Origin of the sequence: Pantoea sp. RSPAM1, assembly GCF_038816185.1 — a bacterium.
Lineage (GTDB): Bacteria > Pseudomonadota > Gammaproteobacteria > Enterobacterales > Enterobacteriaceae > Pantoea > Pantoea ananatis.
This window is the reverse complement of the sequence record NZ_CP046137.1, coordinates 1,847,030-1,868,158: the sequence shown is the minus strand read 5'-3', so window position 1 is coordinate 1,868,158 and position 21,129 is coordinate 1,847,030. Positions and strand designations below refer to the sequence as shown.

General features: G+C 47.6%; 17 protein-coding genes and 1 pseudogene. 7 read left to right on the top strand and 11 right to left on the bottom strand.

Annotated features, from left to right (window positions below):
• Positions 1-13: 13 nt before the first annotated feature.
• The gene (locus tag GKC68_RS09250; RefSeq protein ID WP_006118887.1) at positions 14-736 is read right to left on the bottom strand and encodes an RNA polymerase sigma factor FliA; all 723 of its coding nucleotides are present in this window, start codon (positions 734-736) and stop codon (positions 14-16) included.
• A gap of 143 nt (positions 737-879) precedes the next feature.
• Positions 880-1,848 (bottom strand): HNH endonuclease signature motif containing protein, encoded by a 969-nt coding sequence (locus GKC68_RS09245; protein ID WP_110957360.1) that lies wholly within the window; start codon positions 1,846-1,848, stop codon positions 880-882.
• A 572-nt stretch (positions 1,849-2,420) separates the two neighbouring features.
• Between GKC68_RS09245 and rfbD the strand changes: the two genes are divergently transcribed.
• Positions 2,421-3,269, top strand: coding sequence for a dTDP-4-dehydrorhamnose reductase (gene rfbD, locus GKC68_RS09240; RefSeq protein WP_058706194.1), 849 nt, complete (start codon positions 2,421-2,423; stop codon positions 3,267-3,269).
• 454 nt (positions 3,270-3,723) lie between these two features.
• Here rfbD and GKC68_RS09235 read toward each other — a convergent pair whose 3' ends face one another.
• From GKC68_RS09235 to GKC68_RS09210, 6 genes are all read right to left on the bottom strand, one after another.
• Entirely contained in the window at positions 3,724-4,506 is a 783-nt protein-coding gene (locus GKC68_RS09235) for a dTDP-4-amino-4,6-dideoxyglucose formyltransferase (protein ID WP_342656775.1), read from the bottom strand.
• A gap of 197 nt (positions 4,507-4,703) precedes the next feature.
• Positions 4,704-8,255 carry a glycosyltransferase gene (locus tag GKC68_RS09230; protein ID WP_342656774.1) on the bottom strand — a complete coding sequence of 1,184 codons (3,552 nt, stop codon included), beginning with the start codon at positions 8,253-8,255 and terminating at the stop codon, positions 4,704-4,706.
• Positions 8,256-8,297: 42 nt separating this feature from the next.
• Positions 8,298-9,425 (bottom strand): DegT/DnrJ/EryC1/StrS family aminotransferase, encoded by a 1,128-nt coding sequence (locus GKC68_RS09225; RefSeq protein ID WP_058707052.1) that lies wholly within the window; start codon positions 9,423-9,425, stop codon positions 8,298-8,300.
• A gap of 180 nt (positions 9,426-9,605) precedes the next feature.
• On the bottom strand, positions 9,606-10,511 hold the full coding sequence (locus GKC68_RS09220; RefSeq protein WP_047713998.1) for a flagellin: 906 nt from the start codon (positions 10,509-10,511) through the stop codon (positions 9,606-9,608).
• Between the two features lie 858 nt (positions 10,512-11,369).
• Entirely contained in the window at positions 11,370-12,302 is a 933-nt protein-coding gene (locus GKC68_RS09215; RefSeq protein WP_047715009.1) for a flagellin, read from the bottom strand.
• A 344-nt stretch (positions 12,303-12,646) separates the two neighbouring features.
• Positions 12,647-13,585, bottom strand: a complete 939-nt coding sequence (locus tag GKC68_RS09210) for a flagellin (RefSeq protein ID WP_342656773.1) — start codon at positions 13,583-13,585, stop codon at positions 12,647-12,649.
• A gap of 253 nt (positions 13,586-13,838) precedes the next feature.
• Between GKC68_RS09210 and fliD the strand changes: the two genes are divergently transcribed.
• The 5 genes from fliD to GKC68_RS09185 all read left to right on the top strand — a co-directional run bounded on the left by fliD (position 13,839) and on the right by GKC68_RS09185 (position 18,461).
• The gene (gene fliD, locus GKC68_RS09205; protein WP_110957355.1) at positions 13,839-15,236 is read left to right on the top strand and encodes a flagellar filament capping protein FliD; all 1,398 of its coding nucleotides are present in this window, start codon (positions 13,839-13,841) and stop codon (positions 15,234-15,236) included.
• Between the two features lie 14 nt (positions 15,237-15,250).
• Positions 15,251-15,661, top strand: a complete 411-nt coding sequence (gene fliS / locus GKC68_RS09200) for a flagellar export chaperone FliS (protein ID WP_047715012.1) — start codon at positions 15,251-15,253, stop codon at positions 15,659-15,661.
• Entirely contained in the window at positions 15,661-16,020 is a 360-nt protein-coding gene (gene fliT, locus GKC68_RS09195) for a flagellar protein FliT (protein ID WP_342656772.1), read from the top strand. Before fliS ends, fliT begins: the two co-directional genes overlap by 1 nt.
• Before the next feature lie 104 nt (positions 16,021-16,124).
• Positions 16,125-17,606, top strand: a complete 1,482-nt coding sequence (gene amyA / locus GKC68_RS09190) for an alpha-amylase (RefSeq protein ID WP_342656771.1) — start codon at positions 16,125-16,127, stop codon at positions 17,604-17,606.
• Positions 17,607-17,786: 180 nt separating this feature from the next.
• Positions 17,787-18,461 (top strand): class I SAM-dependent methyltransferase, encoded by a 675-nt coding sequence (locus GKC68_RS09185; protein WP_264227898.1) that lies wholly within the window; start codon positions 17,787-17,789, stop codon positions 18,459-18,461.
• 55 nt (positions 18,462-18,516) lie between these two features.
• On the opposite strand, the pseudogene GKC68_RS09180 reads toward GKC68_RS09185, so the two are convergent.
• Positions 18,517-19,396: pseudogene (locus GKC68_RS09180) on the bottom strand (transposase domain-containing protein).
• A gap of 107 nt (positions 19,397-19,503) precedes the next feature.
• Positions 19,504-19,962 (bottom strand): lipoprotein YedD, encoded by a 459-nt coding sequence (gene yedD / locus GKC68_RS09175; RefSeq protein ID WP_342656770.1) that lies wholly within the window; start codon positions 19,960-19,962, stop codon positions 19,504-19,506.
• A 243-nt stretch (positions 19,963-20,205) separates the two neighbouring features.
• Between yedD and GKC68_RS09170 the strand changes: the two genes are divergently transcribed.
• Entirely contained in the window at positions 20,206-20,529 is a 324-nt protein-coding gene (locus GKC68_RS09170) for a DUF6388 family protein (RefSeq protein WP_047715016.1), read from the top strand.
• Between the two features lie 134 nt (positions 20,530-20,663).
• Here GKC68_RS09170 and iraP read toward each other — a convergent pair whose 3' ends face one another.
• Positions 20,664-20,960: an anti-adapter protein IraP gene (gene iraP, locus GKC68_RS09165; protein WP_014605567.1), complete on the bottom strand. Its 297-nt coding sequence runs from the start codon at positions 20,958-20,960 to the stop codon at positions 20,664-20,666.
• Positions 20,961-21,129 lie beyond the last annotated feature (169 nt).

Here is a 21,129-nt window from a genome sequence, read left to right as displayed (position 1 = left end):
GGAACTGAGCCTTCTAGCGCGCTCCCGTAAGTCGGGCACGCAAGCGTTTTATCGCCTGACTGTGCAGTTGGCTGACTCGGGATTCCCCCACGTCAAGAACCGCGCCAATCTCTTTCAGATTCAGTTCTTCCTGGTAGTACAGTGTCAGCACCATCTTTTCGCGTTCGGGCAAGGCCTCGATCGCTTCAATGACGCGTTCACGCAGACTCCCTTCCATCAACTGATGAAGTGGATTGGCCTCTTCGTGCCCTTCCGTCACCAGTTCCGCACTGTCACCGTGTTCTTCCCGATACTCGTCGTACGAAAAGAGTTGGCTGTTGTTGGTATCCAACAGAATCTGCCGGTACTCTTCTATCGAAACATTCAGCTGTTGCGCGACTTCCTGCTCAGAGGCAGCGCGGCCCAGCATCTGTTCAACCTGATGCATGGCTCCCGCAACCTCGCGAGCATTTCGTCTGACGCTACGTGGTGCCCAGTCCCTGCTGCGAAGCTCATCAAGCATGGCTCCACGGATGCGCTGTACTGCATACGTGGTAAAGGCGGTCCCCTGGAGTGCGTCATAGCGCTCCACCGCATTCAACAGACCAATGCCCCCGGCTTGAAGCAGATCGTCAAGTTCAACACTGGCTGGCAGGCGGACCTGCAAGCGCAGTGCTTCATGACGTACCAGTGGTACGTAACGCTGCCAGAGCGAATGTTTGTCCATCACGCCTTCGGCGGTATAGAGATCGTTCACGTTGACTACCCTGCGTTAATGAAGTTATCGGCATGATTATGCAATTCTGTAGGGCTTTTGATTGGCAGAATAGGCGGGATAAACCGAGGTTATTTCAAATTTGTGATGTTTCAGAGCGGAAGTCTCCGCTCTGAACAGGAAGGCTAACGTAACGTCAGCAAACGCTGCCGCGTGGCTACGGGGACGTTTTCCCATAGCGCGCAAACCCGCCCTTCCATCTCCTGATAAAACGGGCTAATGCTTTCACGTATTTTATCATCCGTGTGAAAACGGACCTGCCCGGAATCACCATCAATACTAATCATTCTGTTGATGAAAAGCCGCTGTAAGTCGCTGCGCAGGAACAGCCCATTATCCACGCTATTGTCTGCCAGAAATCCCTCTTCGTTTTCGCGTGTATCGATATGGCAGGCTTCGACCCAGGGCCATTGATGCTGATCGAGAAGGCTGGTTCCGGTAATGATACAGGCCCCATAGCGCGCCTTAACCGCCGCCATAAACTCTGACTGGCTGGCCTTCTGCAACACTTTGGCTTTCACCCGCCGCCCGACTTCCGTACCAGGCATAACTGCAGCGGGCGTTCTGTGCTCAGGCGTACTCAGTACCACAATAAACTGGATGCGGCGTGACTGTGGAAAGCAAGGATTAGACTGAACGTTGAACAGCTGCCACCAGGCATCCTCTTCGTCCTCGCGCATCAGAACCAGCTTATAGCCCCGGCTGTTGATAAGGTTTTGCGCCTGAGCGGAGTGCGGATCGACCATCGCATAGACGTAACTCTGCCCAATCACTTTCCACCGGTTGTTCTCTTTATCCTCGTGTCCCCGACGAAAATAGTGAAAAGGCTGCTGCTGTTTCAGATAGTGCTCAAAACGGCGCAGATAATTTTTTCGTTCGTTATCGTTGGCGATGAACAACAGGTCTTCCAGCGGACTGTTACTCTCTTCCTGAGCAAAGACAGCGCGAATTTTTAACGTCCGATAGCTGGTGGAAGGACTCAGCAACGCACGCGCGGTCAGTTCTTTCTCATCAGGGTATTGTTGTGCATAACGTTGGGCGATCTCTTCAAATGAGAGACGTTCGCCCGGTAGCAGGTCATAGTTAAAGCGCATAACCACCCCAGAACATGAAAAGTAATATCAAAAGTAGAGCCATTCTGAAGGGAATTATCGGCATAGCGGAGATGAACTGTAACGCTGAGTTCACTTTTTTATTGTTTATGGCCCAGACCAAAATCCGTTCGTTTTGCCCTGCAACATTTGCATTAGTGCAACACAAAACACGCCTGTTTGTTTTATCTCCCTCCCTGTTCAGGGCCGCGCGGCGTTCTTATCCTTTACTTTACCTGCTTTTTTATCGGTTATTCTTGCCATTAATTTCACTTGCACACTCGTATTCTTTCACCATCACTCTGCAGATGCAGATCGGTTTATCAGGAAATAAATGATGGGGCGTTATGCACTCCCATCCTCTTCAGTTTGATGACTGAACGGGCGACAATTTCCAGAAAATCTAGTGAACAGGCTAAGACCTGGCCCTTCAGGAAACTACGCTGAAACCATTACCCAAAGGATAACCCCTGCCAAATGAGGAAGAACCGCAAAGTGACTTTTCTATCGCCAGTACAGCTGTTGATACTGTGGGCTAACGATCAGCCGGGAACATCACTGCAGGAGTCGCTCTAATGCGTGTTTTACTTACAGGTGCTTATGGTCAGTTAGGCCGCTGCTTACTTGATCGTTTTCCTGCCGACTGGATCACGTTGGCGTGTGGCTCAGCAGAACTGGATATTACTGACCGCTGTGCGGTTATGCGCGTCGTCAAGAAATTTAAACCTGATGTCATTATGAATGCTGCGGCCTACACGGCCGTCGATAAAGCAGAAACCGATCGTACCCGCGCGCTGAAGGTGAATGCGATTGGTCCCGAAAATCTGGCACAAGCAGCAAAACTGGTCAATGCACGCCTGATTCAGGTTTCAACTGATTACGTTTTTGATGGCAGTAAAAAAACTGCTTACACTGAAAGCGATCAGCCCTGTCCGGTTAATTTTTATGGCCTGAGTAAGTGGGAGGGTGAAAAGCGCGTATTGGATATTTCATCCGAAGCCGTCATCCTTCGTACCTCTTGGGTTTTCAGCGAATATGGAAATAACTTTGTTAACACGATGCTCCGTTTAGCAGAAACGCATCATGAGATTAAGGTGGTCAATGATCAGTATGCTTGCCCTACCTACGCAGGCGATCTGGCTTGGGCTATGATTCGTCTTGCCTTACAGCAAGATGCGCGGGGTATCTATCATTACTGTGGTGATGAACCTGTTAGCTGGTGTGAATTTGCACAAGCTGTTTTTATTGCAGTTAAAAAAGAGATTTCAGTATTTGGTATTTCTGGTAGAGACTATGCGTCTGCGGCGGTTCGACCAACAAACTCACAATTATGCTGTGATAAAATCAAAGAATTTAATATCCCCCCTTCAGACTGGCAAAGTTATCTCCTTACAATTTCTAAAAATTATAAAATAGCCTCTTAACAGAGGAACATTACTGCAGTATTCATACTTAAGGATTATCAGTCAGTTAAATGTTAAAAACTGACTGATAAATAAATATCACATCAGAAATGTCATCATCTAATTCTGTTGCGAGCAAAATTTCAACCTTCCTTTTTTTAGCCTCCGTAAACTTAGAAAAGCCTGACTTAATCTATTAAAACTGATTTATAAACGTTGTTACTTGAGTGGGGAAATGCTGTAATATTATAATTAAAAAATTGTTCTATGCTGCTGGAAGAGACTGATACTATTGATAATAATTAAAAACCCGCAATAAAAGCCAGAAAAGCCAAGGATAAAAATTGATTATTTCATAAAAATGAGATTATTAATGTATGGAATGCATAACGCGTCCCCTTAGAGTATTTAAAACACGAAGCAGTCACTGGGAACGCACATTATACTTTAAACTCTTTTAATAAAAAAATAATTATCAAAACGCTTCATCGATGACTATTCTAACAAAATACTTCTTCCCTTTTTCATCACAAAAAAAAGCATTTTTAAAATCACCATGTGTGGTTGCACGCAATATTTTCAAATGTTCATCAAGCGTACCTATAGAATTCAAATCTAATTCACACAACGCACTGAAGTCCTTAACCCCGTTATAATTACCCTCTGCCTGTGGTTTTTTTGTCGTATACGATTTTGTGATTATAGAAAAAATATTCCTGCTTATAAGGTGCTTTTCGATTGCAATGACTTTCCTGTAAACTGTCAATGATGTATCTGACATTTTTACTTCAACTTCCTGTTGCTCGATAATATCACCATGGTCAACTTCGGCATCCATCACATGAATTGTCGCCCCTGCAGGCAAACCATTTATGATTGAAAAAGCCTGAGGATACCATCCGCGATTATAAGGATTAAGGCCGGGGTGAAAGTTAATGCAGCATACGTTATCAGTAAGTCTGGCAGGAAAAATTTGCTTACAGTGCAAACTAAAAACTAAATCATACTCATTGATGATCCTTTCAACTGTGAATTCATCTTTGATATTAATTTTCGTCGCCCCCATGGCCATCATCTGCCGCGGATTCGTATTAAATGACGTGTAGCAAAAGTCAGCGCTGAAAGGCTGCTCAAAAGATTGTTTTTCAAGTTCTTCTTTTAGATAAAGGGAAAGTTCCTGATTGTCGGATACAACAAGTAAACGTTGAGCCTGGCCGGTTAGCCGTACATCCGTTGCCACTTGAGAGACTTGAGTCATTGTCTTGATCCTTTATCGATACTAAATATCAAAAACGCGTTTTTGAGAGTACGGGAAAATTTGGTTTATCATACATCGACGGTTAAAGATGATGCTAACTCAGGACTGAGTCCCATCGATTTGGATTATGTGTAAACAATCAAGAGGGCTTACCTGCGGTAAGCCCTCTTTTTAATTTTCTAGCATGTGCACACGCATTAATCAGGCAGCCACATCTTCATCCAGTGCCGGAGAGGCTCTCCTGTAAGCATCCAGTCTTTATGGATTGCCTGTCGTAATGCCTCACCCGAACGACGGGAGGCTTCCGGATCGTCAAGATGCATCTCGATTGCCTCAACCCAGTCTTTGAAGCGATTTTTTACGCGTGTGACGGGTAAATCATAGTGGTAACACTCTACGTCACTGCAAATGACGGGATAACCGCATGCGCCGTATTCGAGTAATCTTAAATTACTTTTACAGCGGTTAAATAAATTATCCTCAACCGGTGCCAGTGCTAAATCAAGATTCAGCGAAGCCAGTTTTTCAGGGTATTTCTTTATCTCCACTCCGCTGTAGTATTCATGAATATATGGACGGAGTTTTGGTGGGCACATGCCAAAAAAGACCCATTCAACCCGATCAGCAAAGGCGCGAACAACATCCGCAATCATTTCCAGGTCGCCCGTATGGCTCGACCCGCCAGCCCAACCGACGCGCGTTTTTTTCCCCTGGCCACGTAAGCTGGTAAGATGTGCCCACGTTTCAACAGGTAAGCGATTTTCAGCAACACGGATATCGTGATGATTTCCGTCGAATGCATTAGCCAGAGCCGGTGTTGACACAACAAAACGATCTGCAAGGCTCAATGCTTTGCGGAGAGATTTTAAAATATCTTTCGGCATACTAGCACGATGGATACTTTTCATTGGCAGATTAGGTAAATAATCGTCCAGTTCAAAGATTTTAAAAGTGTTTTTTAAAACACCCAGTCGACGCTGCCATTCCAGAGATTCCTGAGTAATTTGTCTTTGTAAGACGATACTGTCAGGAGCATAGCGGGCAAGTTCCGCAGTATGATGCATATAATCCGAAAGACGCCCTTGTACCAGCCCTTCGGCCTTCATTGCTTTCAAAGGCTGAATAATTCGGTATTGGCCGCAACCAGTGAAATCCGCCATCATTGCAATAATGGTCGGCACCGGTTTCCATGACAATGGCTTCCAGGTCATATCCAAAGCCTGTTCCAGCTCAAAACCGCTGCCGTTGAGTGACAAGTTGGCGTTATAAGAGGGATCGTTTGCAATAAGCGGCAGCCACTTTTTATAAAAACTATCCTGCTCATCTGTAAATCGTTTGATCTTTTTTTCTTGTGTGGACTTATCCACTTTTTTCTGGCTGACGCTTCCTTCGTGCATCACGATGGCGTGCGGGGTCCATACAGTCAGATAGCCTTGTTCACGGACTTTGAGACACAGGTCGACATCGTTATAGGAAACTTTAAAATTGTCTTCATCCAGTCCGCCAACCGACTCGTAAACGGACTTACGAATCATGAGACAGGCTGCAGTCACCGCAGTGTAGTTTTGATCGACCATCAAGCGGCGCATATAGCCCTTTGCATCTGCGGGCTCACCAATAAAGGGATGTTCCGCGGGCCCTCTCAGGCCTAGTAAAACGCCCGCATGTTGTATCGTATTGTTAGGGAAAAGAAGTTTAGCGCCAACGATACCTACTTCAGGACGCTGGGCATGATTGAGAAGCTCATCAAGCCATGCGCCCTCAATAATGGCTGTATCGTTATTTAACAGCACCATGTATTCCCCCCGCGCTTCGCGCGAAGCCAGATTATTCATAGCAGAATAGTTAAATGGGTAAGGGAATCGCAGGACCTTTATGCGTTCGGGGTCAATCGTTTCTAATCCCGACAACCACTGTTTCGCTTCAGCCGTTTCACTATTATTATCGACGATGAGAAGCTCATAATTTTTATAAGCCGTTTTTTCAAGCAGTGACGTGACACAGGTTATCAGAATGGGTAACTGGTCTTTAGTCGGAATAATAATTGACACCAGTGGCTTTTCTGTATGCTCATATCGAAGATTATACAAGCCTGGCCAGGTATTTTTGACCCAGCCATTTGGATATCCCCTCTGACGCAAATGGGCGCTCAGAATATCCAGATGCTCTGGATCGGTGTTAAGTGAAAAAGTATGAGAAATCACAAGAGGTTCAGGGAGGTGGCCAATACTGTTAGTACCATATTGTTCAATAAGTTTGACTATGCCTGCAAACTCCCATGCATTCACATAGCGCGTATCAAAAAGGCCTAAGTTAATAATACACTCACGGTTAAAGAGCCAATGGCGTGCCATTTCAGCGGGATGACTTAACAGTAAGTCCAGATTAAAATCCGGGCGGAAAGAGGTTCCTGTAATATCACCTTCTTGCTGATACATTTCATCAGCATAAACAGCGCTACAGCCAGTTGCAGAAGGCAATGCCAGCGTAAGCTGCAGCAGGCCACTCTCAGTCAGCACACTTCCCGCGTTAATCACCAGAACCCATTGTTCCTGACATTGCTGTAGATGTAAATTTATTGCCTCAGCATCATTTCTTCCAGATACGGCTTCAGCATTGCACGATAAGGGTTTGCTATTGTTAACAATAACAGGGACTAGCGTCAGGCCTGAAATGCGTTTTTCATTAATATCATCTACTGACTGTTCAACTAAGAACGGATCCGCCCCATTCGATAAGATATAAACCGCAATCTGCGTACTAAACATCTGACTGCCGATGTAATCATTAATTCTTGCTGAATCCAGCTCGGTGACCGTGCGTAATGCCAGCCACTCTTTTAAGCTCTTATTCGCGCGATTGCCGTCAGACAGGTGTAATGCACTGCTCATCGCAGCCAGAAGATTACAATTGATATAATTCTGAGGATGAGTGAGGGCCGTAACGCGCACTGACTGATTCTCATTAGGATCGCCCTTATACAATCCTAACTGCTCAATCATTAACGGAAACTGCTGATAAGTATTAGAAACAATATCTGCCTGTGACGACGCCTGATGGCTGACCTGGCTTTCAGACACCCTGAATTGTGAAAGCGGCTCACTGATAAACGCCAGATTACCTTTGACTAACAAGTTTACATAAATGCACAGATCATAAAGATAAGGCAGAACCTGACCGTTCAGGTAAACAGGATTGTGATTTAATTCTATTAAGGCCTCGCGGCGACAAAGTACACAGGAAGGTTCACCAATGAAATTGATGATGTAATCACAAAGGAATGAAATAACATCCCGCCCTTCTAAAATAACATCGCCACGGAACGGATAGGCTGTGGCCATGATATCAGCCATGACATAACCCGATTCGTCAATACGCTGTCGCCGCGAGGAGGCAAGAACGATATCGGGAGAAGCATTAAGTGCTTTGACTAAGCGGCTTACACAATCAGAACGCAGTATATCATCGTCATATAAAAATTTAACATATTCGCCCTGGGCAAATGATAAACACCGCTCTATGTTACCCAGTTCAAGAAGCCGTGTTTCATTTTTATAATAGCGAACTTGATGTAGGCTCCCCTGACTGACTCGCTCGACGACACGAGCAAGTTCATCGCTGCTACTGTCATCACAGATGATGATTTCAATTTCAGGGTAATCCTGCTGCATAGCACTTTTTAGTGCATCCTCAATAAAATCACTTTTATATGCAGGGATCAGGATAGACACCAGATTACTTTTTGACATACTAAGCCTCAATGACGATGTGGTAACATCGCAAAATTTTATTTACGCTGCTCTGACATGACCGGCTGCCAGAATGACGTGAATAATCTCATTCTGACTCTCTTCACTTAAAGTCGGATAGATCGGCAAGCATAGAACTTGCTTAGACAGTAAGGATGCTTCAGGAAGATTATCAGGAGATGAAGACGAATAGCCTTTATACATTGGGAATTCGGAAATCAATGGATAAAAATAGCGGCGGACATAAATATTTTTTTCTTTAAAAAGCGCATACATAGCATCGCGAGAAAGTGGGAACTGGTTTTCATCGATAAAAATCGCACAATAAGCATAATTCCAGTCCACGTTAGCAGGGATGAAGCTAAAAGAAATGCCCTTGAGGTGACTTAAGGCCGCAACATATCTCTCGAAAATTTTCCGGCGACAGTCCAGTGCATAATCAATATGTTTTAGTTGCAATACGCCAAATGCAGCCTGGATCTCATTCATTTTTCCGTTAATGCCCGGAGCAACAACTGTTGTTTCATCTGCAAAACCAAAATTTTTCAAATAATCGATGCGACGCTTAATTTTTTCATTGGGACAAATGATTGCCCCACCTTCAAAGGTATTAAAGACTTTAGTCGCATGAAAACTTAATACTGAAAGATCGCCATGATTCAGTATGCTTTCGCCATTCTGCTTCACCGAAAAGGCATGAGCTGCGTCGTAAATAACTTTAAGACCATACCTGTCGGCTATTTCCTGAATAGCGTCCATGTTGCAGGGGATACCATAGCAGTGAACTGGCAATATAGCTGTCGTTTGAGGCGTGATCGCCGCCTCGATTTTAGCCGGATCGAGATTGCACGTTATCGGTTCGATATCGACGAATACAGGCTTTATGTCATTCCAGAGTAAAGAGTGTGAGGTGGCAACAAAGGAAAAGGGAGTAGTGATAACTTCGCCAGAAATACGCAACGCCTGTAAGGCAGTAACCAAGGCGAGAGTACCATTTGCAAACAGGCAAAGATGCTTGACATCCAAATAATCTGCCAATGCCTGTTCAAGCTGCTGGTGAAAAGGGCCGCCATTCGTCAATTGCTTGCTCTGCCAGATCTCTTCAAGATAAGGCATAAATTCTTCCAGAGGCGGAAGCAATGGACTGGTCACCATTATATTGTTTTTCATACCCTCTCCTGCTGACCGCACGTCATTAAAATAACCAGATAGATTTATTCTACTCAGGTCAAGAGGAGTCAATCGGCGCAAAAACACTATAAAAGCGCACCATTCTTGCTTATCAATAGCGATGAAAAGCCCAAAAAAAACCCTGCCAAAAGGCAGGGTTCGCTTGCATCATGTAGAGAATTAACGCAGCAGAGACAGCATGGTCTGTGGCACCTGGTTGGCCTGGGCCAGTACCGAAGAACCGGCCTGCTGCAGGATCTGCGCGCGGGACATGTTCGATACTTCGGTCGCGTAGTCCGCATCCTGAATACGGCTGCGGGCAGCAGTCAGGTTGGTTACGGTGTTGTTCAGGTTGCTGATGGTGGACTCAAAACGGTTCTGAGAGGCACCCAGCAGGCTACGTTGGTTATCAACAGCCTTAATCGCCGCATCGACATCCGCTAATGGATTGCCATCCGTCGTGCCACCAGAAGTCACAGTACCCTTCAGAACGTCAAAGCCCTCTGCGACGGTTGAACGTGCGTTACCGTTGATAGTCTGGCCTGAAGTTTGTGCGGTTGCGCCGCTGGTGTTGAACAGGTTGAAGCCGTTACTTGCGCTGATAGTGATCCCGATAGTTTCGCCGTCTTTCGCACCAACCTGGAAGTTATAAGTGGTGCTGCCAGAACCGGTGTTCAGCACTTTGATGCCGTTAAAATCGGTCTGCTGAGTAACGCGGTTGATCTCTTCCATACGCTGGTTAACTTCAGCCTGAATCGAGTCGATGTCAGAGGCTGAGTTTGAGCTGTTCTGCGCCTGTACGGTCAGGTCACGTACGCGCTGCAGGTTGTTGTTGACTTCGGTCAGCGCGCCTTCAGCGGTCTGCGACAGAGAGATACCGTCGTTGGCGTTACGGGCAGCAACGGTCAGGCCGTTGATGTTAGAACTGAAGCGGTTAGCGATAGCCTGACCCGCTGCGTCATCTTTGGCGCTGTTGATACGCAGGCCAGAAGACAGGCGCTCAATCGCAGTACCCAGTGAAGACTGAGATTTTGTCAGGTTATTCTGGGTAACCAGTGACAGGGTATTGGTATTAATAACTGCCATGATAAGTATCCTTCATAAAGAGATTTAGGTTTGGTTCTTGGCCTGCGGCTTAATTGCCTTCAATAATGTTATCGCCCGCTCAGCGCAAAACTTTAAGCCTTACTGGTGATTTTTTATCTCAATAAAGCAAAAAACAGGTTTGCGAAAAATCAATCGACCGAGTTTTAGAATTATCCTTACTGACAGTCAGCCCCACCTCACTGAAAAATCATAACCTTATGTTTTTAAGATAATTATTGAAAATATAAAGAAAAATCACCGTATCTGATCAGCATGGAAACCTCTACCACTACCGCATTTCTGTAGAAGAGAAAGATGCTAAGCCATTGAATTACCGTAAAACCCTGAGAATCTAATAGTATTAATAATGAAACGGACGAAATAATACTTTATCGCGCAATTGAAACACTCCCCCCTATTCCATCTATGCATCACCTTTTTTATGCATGTTATAATCACACCAGGTGAATAAACGCGGTTCTGGCAGTTAATTAAAACAAGCTATCTTTACGACATTATAAAAAGAATCAACGACAGTAACGCACAGGATGACAGTTGCAGATTATGCGCTGAAAAATCTTCGCCGCGGTAATAAATCTACAGAGAGGAATACAAGGTAGCTGCGTGAGGTTTCAGGCGTCAGAAGACGGAGCTATCTTTTTGCAGCTTCCTACACGCAAGACCCTATCTAAAAGCCACTTAGCATAATCAGAATGGTTGAAGCCTAAAAAAGTAATGCTTTACTTGAGCTAATATTCGGCCATCGTAAAATTGTGATTAGCCTGGTATAGGCTTGCATAAAATAAAAAAACGCCCTCATTATTGAGGGCGTTTTTATTAATAGAAGTTTTGCGGCAATTAACGCAGCAGAGACAGCATGGTCTGTGGCACCTGGTTGGCCTGGGCCAGTACAGAAGAGCCGGCCTGCTGCAGGATCTGCGCGCGGGACATGTTCGACACTTCCGTTGCGTAATCCGCATCCTGGATACGGCTGCGGGCCGCGGTCAGGTTGGTTACGGTGTTGTTCAGGTTGCTGATGGTGGACTCAAAACGGTTCTGAGACGCACCCAGCAGGCTGCGCTGGTTATCAACCGCTTTGATCGCTTTATCGATATCAGCCAGCGGCGTGCTTCCTGATGCTGTTCCGCCTGAACCGCCGGTGACGGCGCCTTTCAGCACGTCGAAACCGATGGCTGAGGTGGTACGCGCGTTGCCGTTAACGGTGTCGCCAGTACCCATAGCACGGGTGTTCTGGGTGGTGCCAGACTGACCGGCTGAGGCCAGATCAAAACCATCGCTTGCGCTGATGGCAATACCGATTGTTTCGCCGTCTTTGGCGCCAACCTGGAAGTTGTAAGTGGTGCTGCCGGAACCGGTGTTCAGGACTTTGATGCCGTTGAAATCGGTCTGCTTGGTGACGCGGTCGATTTCCTGCATACGCTGGTTAACTTCAGCCTGAATCGAATCAATGTCAGACGCTGAGTTAGAGCTGTTCTGCGCCTGAACGGTCAGGTCACGTACGCGCTGCAGGTTGTTGTTGACTTCGGTCAGCGCGCCTTCAGCGGTCTGTGACAGAGAGATACCGTCGTTGGCGTTGCGGGCAGCCACGGTCAGGCCGTTGATGTTAGAGCTGAAGCGGTTGGCGATAGCCTGACCCGCTGCGTCATCTTTGGCACTGTTGATGCGCAGGCCGGAAGACAGGCGCTCGATGGCAGTGCCCAGTGAAGACTGAGACTTGCTCAGGTTGTTCTGAGTAACAAGAGACAGGGTATTGGTATTAATGACTGCCATGATGAATATCCTTTAATAAGAAAGTCAGGGTCAGGTATTTGGCCTGCGGCTTTATCGCCTTCAATATTGTTATCGTCCGTAGTGAGCAGAACTTTACGCGAGATGTCTGTTTTTTTTCGTCTGCTGGAACACGGGGATCGAGCGTTCTGTCAGAAAACATCAGTAAAGGTCGTAGGGCCATTGCCCCCTTCCGCATTTGCCTTGAATTTTTGATACCTCAAAAGCAAGGGGTTAGGTTGAATGCCAAGAGAATGAATACGCGTTTGAAAATGATTCTGGCAGGCTATAAATGAAAAACGCCCTCATTGCTGAAGGCGTTTTTATTAATACAGGTTATGCGACGATTAACGCAGCAGAGACAGCATGGTCTGTGGTACCTGGTTGGCCTGAGCCAGTACAGAAGAGCCGGCCTGCTGCAGGATCTGCGCGCGGGACATGTTCGACACTTCTGTTGCGTAATCCGCATCCTGGATACGGCTGCGGGCCGCGGTCAGGTTGGTTACGGTGTTGTTCAGGTTGCTGATGGTGGACTCAAAACGGTTCTGAGACGCACCCAGCAGGCTGCGCTGGTTATCAACCGCTTTGATCGCTTTATCGATATCAGCCAGCGGCGTGGTTCCTGATGCTGAGCCAGTAGCACCACCGGTTACGGCGCCTTTCAGCACGTCGAAGCCGATCGCTGAAGTGGTACGCGCGTTACCGTTAACGGTGTCGCCAGTACCCATAGCACGGGTGTTCTGAGTCGTACCAGTAGAGGAGTTACCTGCTGCTGCCAGGTCAAAGCTGTCGCTTGAGCTGATAGTGATGCCGATGGTTTCGCCGTCTTTCGCGCCAACCTGGAAGTTATAAGTACTGTTACCTGAACCGGTGTTCAGCACTTTGATGCCGTTGAAGTCGGTCTGCTTGGTGACGCGGTCGATTTCCTGCATACGCTGGTTAACTTCAGCCTGAATCGAGTCGATGTCAGACGCTGAGTTAGAGCTGTTCTGCGCCTGAACGGTCAGGTCACGTACGCGCTGCAGGTTGTTGTTGACTTCGGTCAGCGCGCCTTCAGCGGTCTGCGACAGAGAGATACCGTCGTTGGCGTTACGGGCAGCAACGGTCAGGCCGTTGATGTTAGACGTAAAGCGGTTAGCGATCGCTTCACCGGCTGCATCGTCTTTCGCGCTGTTGATGCGCAGGCCGGAAGACAGGCGCTCAATCGCAGTACCCAGTGAAGACTGAGATTTGCTCAGGTTGTTCTGAGTAACCAGAGACAGGGTGTTAGTGTTAATCACTGCCATGATGTTTTTCCTTTAAAAATTGAGCCAGATTAAGGCGTCTGAATTCGGTTTGCTCACCGACAACCTGATTATCGTCAGCCTCTGCGCAACCTTTAGGGAAAAATTTCAGGAATTTTCTGCCAGGCAAACCCGCGAAGACAATTAAAGAAGCGTTCTTTATTGGCGCATTAAATTTATCAAAAACAGGCTAATCTTTTGCCACTCGCTGCCGATACCCAATCTACTTAGCGTATAACCCGTAAAGGATTAACCCATGGCAAGTATAAGTTCACTCGGTGCTGGTACTAACCTCGATCTCAATACTCTGTACAATAGTCTGGAAACAGCTGAACAGACTAAGCTGACGCCAATTACTAAGCAACAGTCCTCTTACAATGCCCAGCTTACCGCCTGGGGCGTGGTCAAAACAGGCCTGTCAAAATTCCAGACTGCTGCTGCGGCATTGCAAAATGCATCGACTATTGCCGCCACTAAAGTGACCAGCACAAACACCGCGTTTACTGCTACGCTGGCGAGTAAAGCCTCCGCAGGTAACTATTCTGTAGAAGTGAGCCAGTTGGCCTCTGCTCAGTCCCTGCTGTCTAAAGCTGCCACCAGTAAAGATACCGATCTGGGCGATCAGAGCCTGGCTTCACGCACCATTACCATCTCGCAGTCCGGTCAAAAATCACCGCTAACCGTGACACTAACGAAAGATCAAACCAGCCTGGCTGATATTCGCGATGCGATTAATAAGCAGCAAGGCAGCGTCAACGCGAGCATCATTAAAGCCGATGATAATACCTATTATCTGTCCCTGACTGCGCGTGACAGTGGCACGGCGAATGCCATGACGGTAAGCTCAAATGATGGCAGTCTGTCGCAGTATATTAATTACAGTCAGGGCGGCAGCAGTAACGCGATGACCGAACAGGTTGCCGCAAAAGATGCACAGTTAAAGATTAACGGCGTGTCCATCACACGCAGCAGCAATACCATTACTGATGCCCCCGAAGGCGTTACGCTCAACCTGACGAAAACCACCGCAGCAAATACGCCAGAAACCTTAACGGTGGCCACGGATAATCAGCCCATGACCGCGGCGATTCAGGCCTATGTTGATGCGTACAATTCGCTGCAGACCACGATCGGTAACCAAACGAAATATACTGCCGTTAAAGCGGGTGAGTCGCAGAGTACGGGCAATGGGGATTTGTTAGGGGATAACACGCTGCGTAATATTCAGACCAGCCTGCGCAGTCAGTTATCCAGCCCACAGTCTGGCGGCAATCTGACCACCCTGTCACAGCTGGGCATCACCCAGGATGTCAACGGCAAGCTGACCGTAGACAGTACCAAGCTGAACAACGCCCTGACCAATCAGCCGACAGATGTTCTGAACTTTTTGACGGGTGACGGTAAAACCACCGGTTTTGCAACCCAAACCAATAACAAGCTGACACAAATTCTGGCCAGCGACGGACAGGTACAAAATGCCACCAACGGCATTAATACGTCACTGAAAAAGCTGTCTGATCAATATGACAATGTGAACAGCCAAATCGCTGCAACGATGGCGCGTTACAAAACGCAGTTCACCAGCCTGTCAACGCTCGTCAGCTCTATGACGCAGACCGGCAACTATCTGACACAGCAGTTCGCTAAATTATAACAGGAGTGGTAAGCATGTACGCTAAGTCCGGTACCCAGGCCTATGCCCAGGTCGGCGTGGAGAGCGCAGTGTTAAGCGCCAGCCCGCACCAGCTGGTTGTGATGCTGTTTGATGGCGCGCTGAGTGCCATGAAAAAAGCAGCTATCTTGATTGAGCAAGGCGATATCCCGGGTAAAGGAAACGCCTTATCTAAAGCCATTAATATCATCACTAATGGCTTACGTGCAGGCCTGAATCATGACGTAGGCGGTGAAATTTCTGCCAACCTTGATAACCTGTATGAATATATGACTCGCCGTTTGTTACAGGCCAACCTCAATAACGACGTTGAAGCCATTGCGGAAGTCGAAGGCTTGCTGAATAACATCGCCGATGCCTGGAAACAGATTGGTCCTAACTATCAGCCACAGCAGGATACGTTTTAATGAGTCACCCTCTCTCGCTGCTAAAAGAGTATCAGGAATTACTCACGCTCAGTAATGCTATGCTGGAAAATGCCAGACAAGGGCAATGGGAGGCATTACTGAGTTGTGAATCCACTTATGTTAGCAGCGTTGAGCGTGTGGCTCGTGATAACGATGCCGGTGTGCTTTCGGCGTTACAACGGGCACAGATTCGCCCCGTACTTGAGCAAATTCTCAATAACGAAACTACGCTGAAAACTTTATTAGGTGAGCGCATGCAAGAGCTGCGCTCGCTGGTCACGACGTCAACGCAGCAACAGAACATCATGACCTCTTACGGTAATATGGCCGGCAATATTCTTTATCCTAAAGAGCAGTAAAGCCCGGCTTTAGCGGGTGGTAACTATATTTTTAATTCCCCCGCGTAATTTCTCTCCTCTTATCCCATACTTCCAGTTCCCTCTCCTCTGACTGGAAACGCGTCATGCACAACCCAACCCTATTGCAGTTTTTCCACTGGTATTATCCCGATGGCAGCAAACTGTGGCCGGAAGTTGCGGAAAAAGCCCCACTGCTCAATGATATAGGCATCAACATGGTATGGCTCCCCCCCTGTTATAAAGGTGAATCCGGTGGCTATTCGGTGGGTTATGACAGCTATGATTTGTTCGATTTAGGCGAGTTCGAACAAAAAGGCAGTAAAGCAACCAAATACGGTGATAAACAACAATTGCTGGATGCGGTAAATGCGTTACGCAGTCACGATATCGGCGTACTGCTGGATGTGGTGGTGAACCATAAAATGGGCGCTGACGAAAAAGAGCAGATTCGGGTCAATCGGGTTAATCCCGATAATCGCGATGAAATATACCCTGATGTTATAGAGTGCGAAGCCTGGACACGATTTAACTTCCCTGCCCGGGCAGGACAGTATTCTAAATTCATCTGGGACTATAAATGTTTCAGCGGTGTCGATCATATTGAAAACCCCGATGAAAACGGCGTTTTTAAGATCATCAACGATTACACCGCAGAGGGCTGGAACGACCAGGTAGACAGCGAGCTCGGTAATTTCGATTACCTGATGGGTGCCAATATTGACTTCCGTAATAATGCCGTAAGCGAAGAGCTTAAATACTGGGCACGCTGGGTGATGGAACAGGTGCCCTGCACCGGATTCAGACTGGATGCCGTAAAACATATTCCGGCGTGGTTTTATAAAGCGTGGATCGACCACGTTCAGGAAGTCGCCAACGAACCTTTATTTATCGTGGCGGAATACTGGTCTTTTGAAACCGACAAACTGCAGGAGTATATTCACCAGGTTGACGGCAAAACGATGCTCTTTGACGCACCCCTGCATATGAACTTCCATCAGGCCTCCAAAGCGGGCAGCGCCTATGACTTGAGCAAAATCTTTGATAACTCACTGGTTCTGGCCGATCCCTGGCATGCCGTAACTATCGTCGCTAACCACGATACGCAACCATTACAGTCGCTGGAAGCCCCTGTTGAAGCCTGGTTTAAACCGCTCGCTTACGCGCTTATTCTGTTACGCGAGCAAGGTGTACCGACCGTCTTCTATCCCGATCTTTTCGGTGCCAGCTATCAGGATGAGGGCGGTGATGGCGACGTTCACCAGGTCGATATGCCCGTTATTCCCGAACTCGAAGGTCTGATCCGAGCCCGCCAGCTATTTGGCTGGGGCGCACAAACCGATTATTTCGATCATCCAAACTGTGTCGCCTTTAGCCGAAGCGGCACCGCGGAAAAGCCTGGTTGCGTGGTGATCATGTCAAACGGTGAGGCGGGAGAAAAACACATTGCGATGGGTGAAGGCTATGCCGGAAAAGTATGGCGAGACTATCTTGGGCACAAGTCCGAGACCATTACCACCGATGATGATGGCAGTGCGCTGTTTAGCTGTAATGGTGGCAGCGTGAGCGTCTGGGTGGTTAGCGAATAAAAACATATCGGCGGTCTTCTGGACCGTCGAACTCCACTGGTCAGTGATAAAGCCCAAATTTAGATAGCAAAACATGGCATGTTTATCGGCTAGATATAACTCATCTGTGGCAAATTGAGAGCAGGATAATAGCCAGTCAGCATGGCTATTCATTGTGATAATTTCCAGAAAGGTAATAACATGCTTGAGCTTGCAGACTTAAAGGTATTTTTCGAAGAGCCCGAAATTAAAAACCTGATCGACCATACATGGGATAAAGTCGGCGAATCGCTTGCTCAGGCACAAGCACAACTGCCTGCCGACTTAGCAATGCCACGCAGAGAGCTTTCTTTTCATAACCAGGTGAAATGTCTCGGTTACCTTTGCTGGTTGTTGCAACATAATAATGTTGAAGGTGACATTATTGAAATCGGCGTGTGGAAAGGCAAGTCCACATCGTTTATGAATGAGATTTGTCAGCATAAGCGTCGAATTATCAGTGTCGATCCGATGGAACTGCCAAATCAGGAAAATGAACTCCGTTTTTATCATCAACGTCTTTTCCCGGAAGTCGCATTGGTTCGTGGTTATTCTGAGCTCAGCATTGAGCGGGTACGTGCATTAAATCCAAAAACGGTATTGCTTCATATTGATGGCGGTCATGAAGGCCGCCATGTCTTACTCGATTTCTTGCTCTATTCTCCTACCGTTGTTAAAGGCGGATTTATCGTGTTCGATGACTACCGCGATCATCAGTATTCACCCGAGGTGGGTCCTGCAGTTGATCTGCTGCGTGCTGGCGGCTATTTTAAAGATTTTGATGTTATTGGTAGCTTACCTGGATTTGAAAACAGCTATTTATTGCAAAAACGCTAATCACATCGTGGCTACCGCACATTAAAAGCGGCCCAAGGGGATTAATGCCAGTCAGTTAAGCAACTGACTGGTACTTTTTCGGGGACGTGTGATAGTTCCAGGATCTCTCCTTTACCACTCTCGGTAAGGCTCTTTCCCTCCTGGCTGATAACTTTACCCGATGCCTCATACTTTCAAGATCACGCATCAGCTCCGGGATACGACCCGGTGAAGCGCCCTGAAGGGTCAACAGGACCCGCACTACCATTCCACATTCTGAGAAGTTCACTTGATTCGGCCAGCATCCTTTCAGATGTCCCGCCATTTTAATCATCTTATATCTCACCAGGTTACAGGCCAGTAATACGCCCCACAGTTCCTGCTCCACAAGCTCCGGCTTTTTACTGCTCAGCGTCAGCCTGCTCAGTTGCATCGTCTGTTTTATCTCCTGGTATCCCAGTTCAGTTTCCCAACGGTGGCTGTACAGGTCTGCCATTTCTCCACCGGGGGAAGGCCGCATCGTTCTCTGGTGTGTCCAGTGTACGCCAGAATACACCATCGATGGCCAGCAGGGTCAGGTCGCACCAGTTCGGATGGGACGTAGCGCCATGCCAGAGCGTCGCTGTCTGCGTGAAGACGAGGCGGAGGGCTTCGCTTCCCAGACGCTGCCAGTCCTGGTTAACCGCGCTGGGAGCGACGAAGGGACGATTGCCCGGCAGCATGATGTCCAGACGGTTCACGACCTGATGAAGGGATTCTTTACGTTCAAGCGCCATGCCGACATTGCACCAGACCTTCATCTCCAGCGGCAGGCGGCGCTTGCGCAGGGTGACGGTGCCAGATTCTTCAAGACAACGGGAAATCAGTTCCGGGTCCAGATAACTCCCCTGAGAAGTCAGCGGGTTACGCAGAGAATCGTAACGGGATAGCAGATCAAGAGCCTGTCCAACGTGCATAAAAAATCCGGAAACGGGTGAGCATTTCCGGATTCTTACACAGCCACCAGATCGATCAACCGATCCTTAACTGATCGGCATTAGTCCAAAAGGACCGCTTTTATCTTTTATTTCGCCCGACCTGGACGCATGCTCTCAGGCTCGATATTTTGAATAACGTCGGCATTAGGCTGTTTTGCCACTTCCTGCTCTGCTTCCTGGCATTCAACGGTCGGCTTATCGACCTTGCGCAGGGTAAGACCGTCGTATTCCAGCTCACCGTTATCGACGTCTAGCGGCATTACCCGCATCTGACGCGTCACATTGACAAAATCGCCATTGAGTTGGGTCAGCTTGCCTGGTTTTGCAATGACACGCTGCCACTGGCGGCAATCCAGCGTGCTACCATCGGCATTGACGATGAGACTGGCAATCGCCTTATCGCTAATCAGATCGCTTTGTGGCCCTACTGTCTGCCAGTTACCCTGCAAATTTGCCGGAGCAGGCGTTTGCACCGCACTCTCATAACTATCGATTTGTGCGCAGCCACTTAACGCCACAGCAGCAATCAGCATCCAGTTTTTCATCTTTTAATCCCTAAAATCCGGTCGATGGCGGCTACGTTATAATTTTTACGGTAAGGTGCGCAAGCTATCTGAATGTCGCCCTCCGCCTAAAACTGCATTTTATGACGCTTTCATCGCGCACGGGCAACATTTATCAACATCAGCACCGCGAACTGACCGTTTTTCATCCTGCCCCGCTTAGCCTGACAAGCCAGACGCAACAGGCTACACTGTCGCCCTGCACTACCTATCAGGAAACCTGCAATGAAAACTCCAGAAGTGTATTACGCCGAGGCACGCGCACTGTTTTTTACCGCCCACGCTGATTTCCAGGCAGCGTTAAACGAACTCACAGAAAGCGATGCCCGCGCCGCCAATATGTCACTGCGTGAACTCCGTGAATGGCATGCTGAACGCATCTACGCGGCTTTTTTACGCCAGAAGAACCTTGATGGTATGATTTTCTCGATCCAACTGGCTGAACCGGATAAAGCTGTCGCTGCTGAGGCCATAGAAAGTTATCTCAGATCGCATGCGGAATCACTGGGAATGAGCTGGGAAGAATTCTGTATTAAAAATGAACTGTAGTGAGCAGGTCTTAGCGGGACAGTGAAAATACCTCGGATCTCGTCGCCCTGCTAATGATCAGGATCGGTTAGCTGAGCCTCTCTTTTTTCGGCGTCGCTGGCGACAGACAACGCACTTATCGCCAGCGTTTGCCACTACTCTTCCTGCGCCATTTTGCCTCTCACCTCAACATACTTAGCGACAGCCAGCAGCCGGTTAATGTGAGTAAGCAGTAAATCAATATCCGACTGCATAAATTCAGATGATGAACGTGATGCCGTCACTATCGCATCCTGAACCGTTTCGGAGATGGTTAATGCGTTATCTTGTTTCGCCTGAACTAATAAAGCTGCTACCAGCAATGACTGTGCTTCTATCTGCGCAGTCAGTTCCTTGGCGTCGACATCCATTTTTGCCAGTTTGAGTAGAATATCTATAACCAATTGTCGCATTGCACTTCTCCTGGTGAGTGAGCGCACAGAGTGTTGTTAACGCACTCAGAGTAAACCAGATGACGGTGCTTTTCTACGCGACGCGGAAAAAACGAATTAAGACAAACATCAGCTTGATACTGTTTTTATTTACAGTAAAATGGCACGGCGATTTTGCCCTTAAGGGATT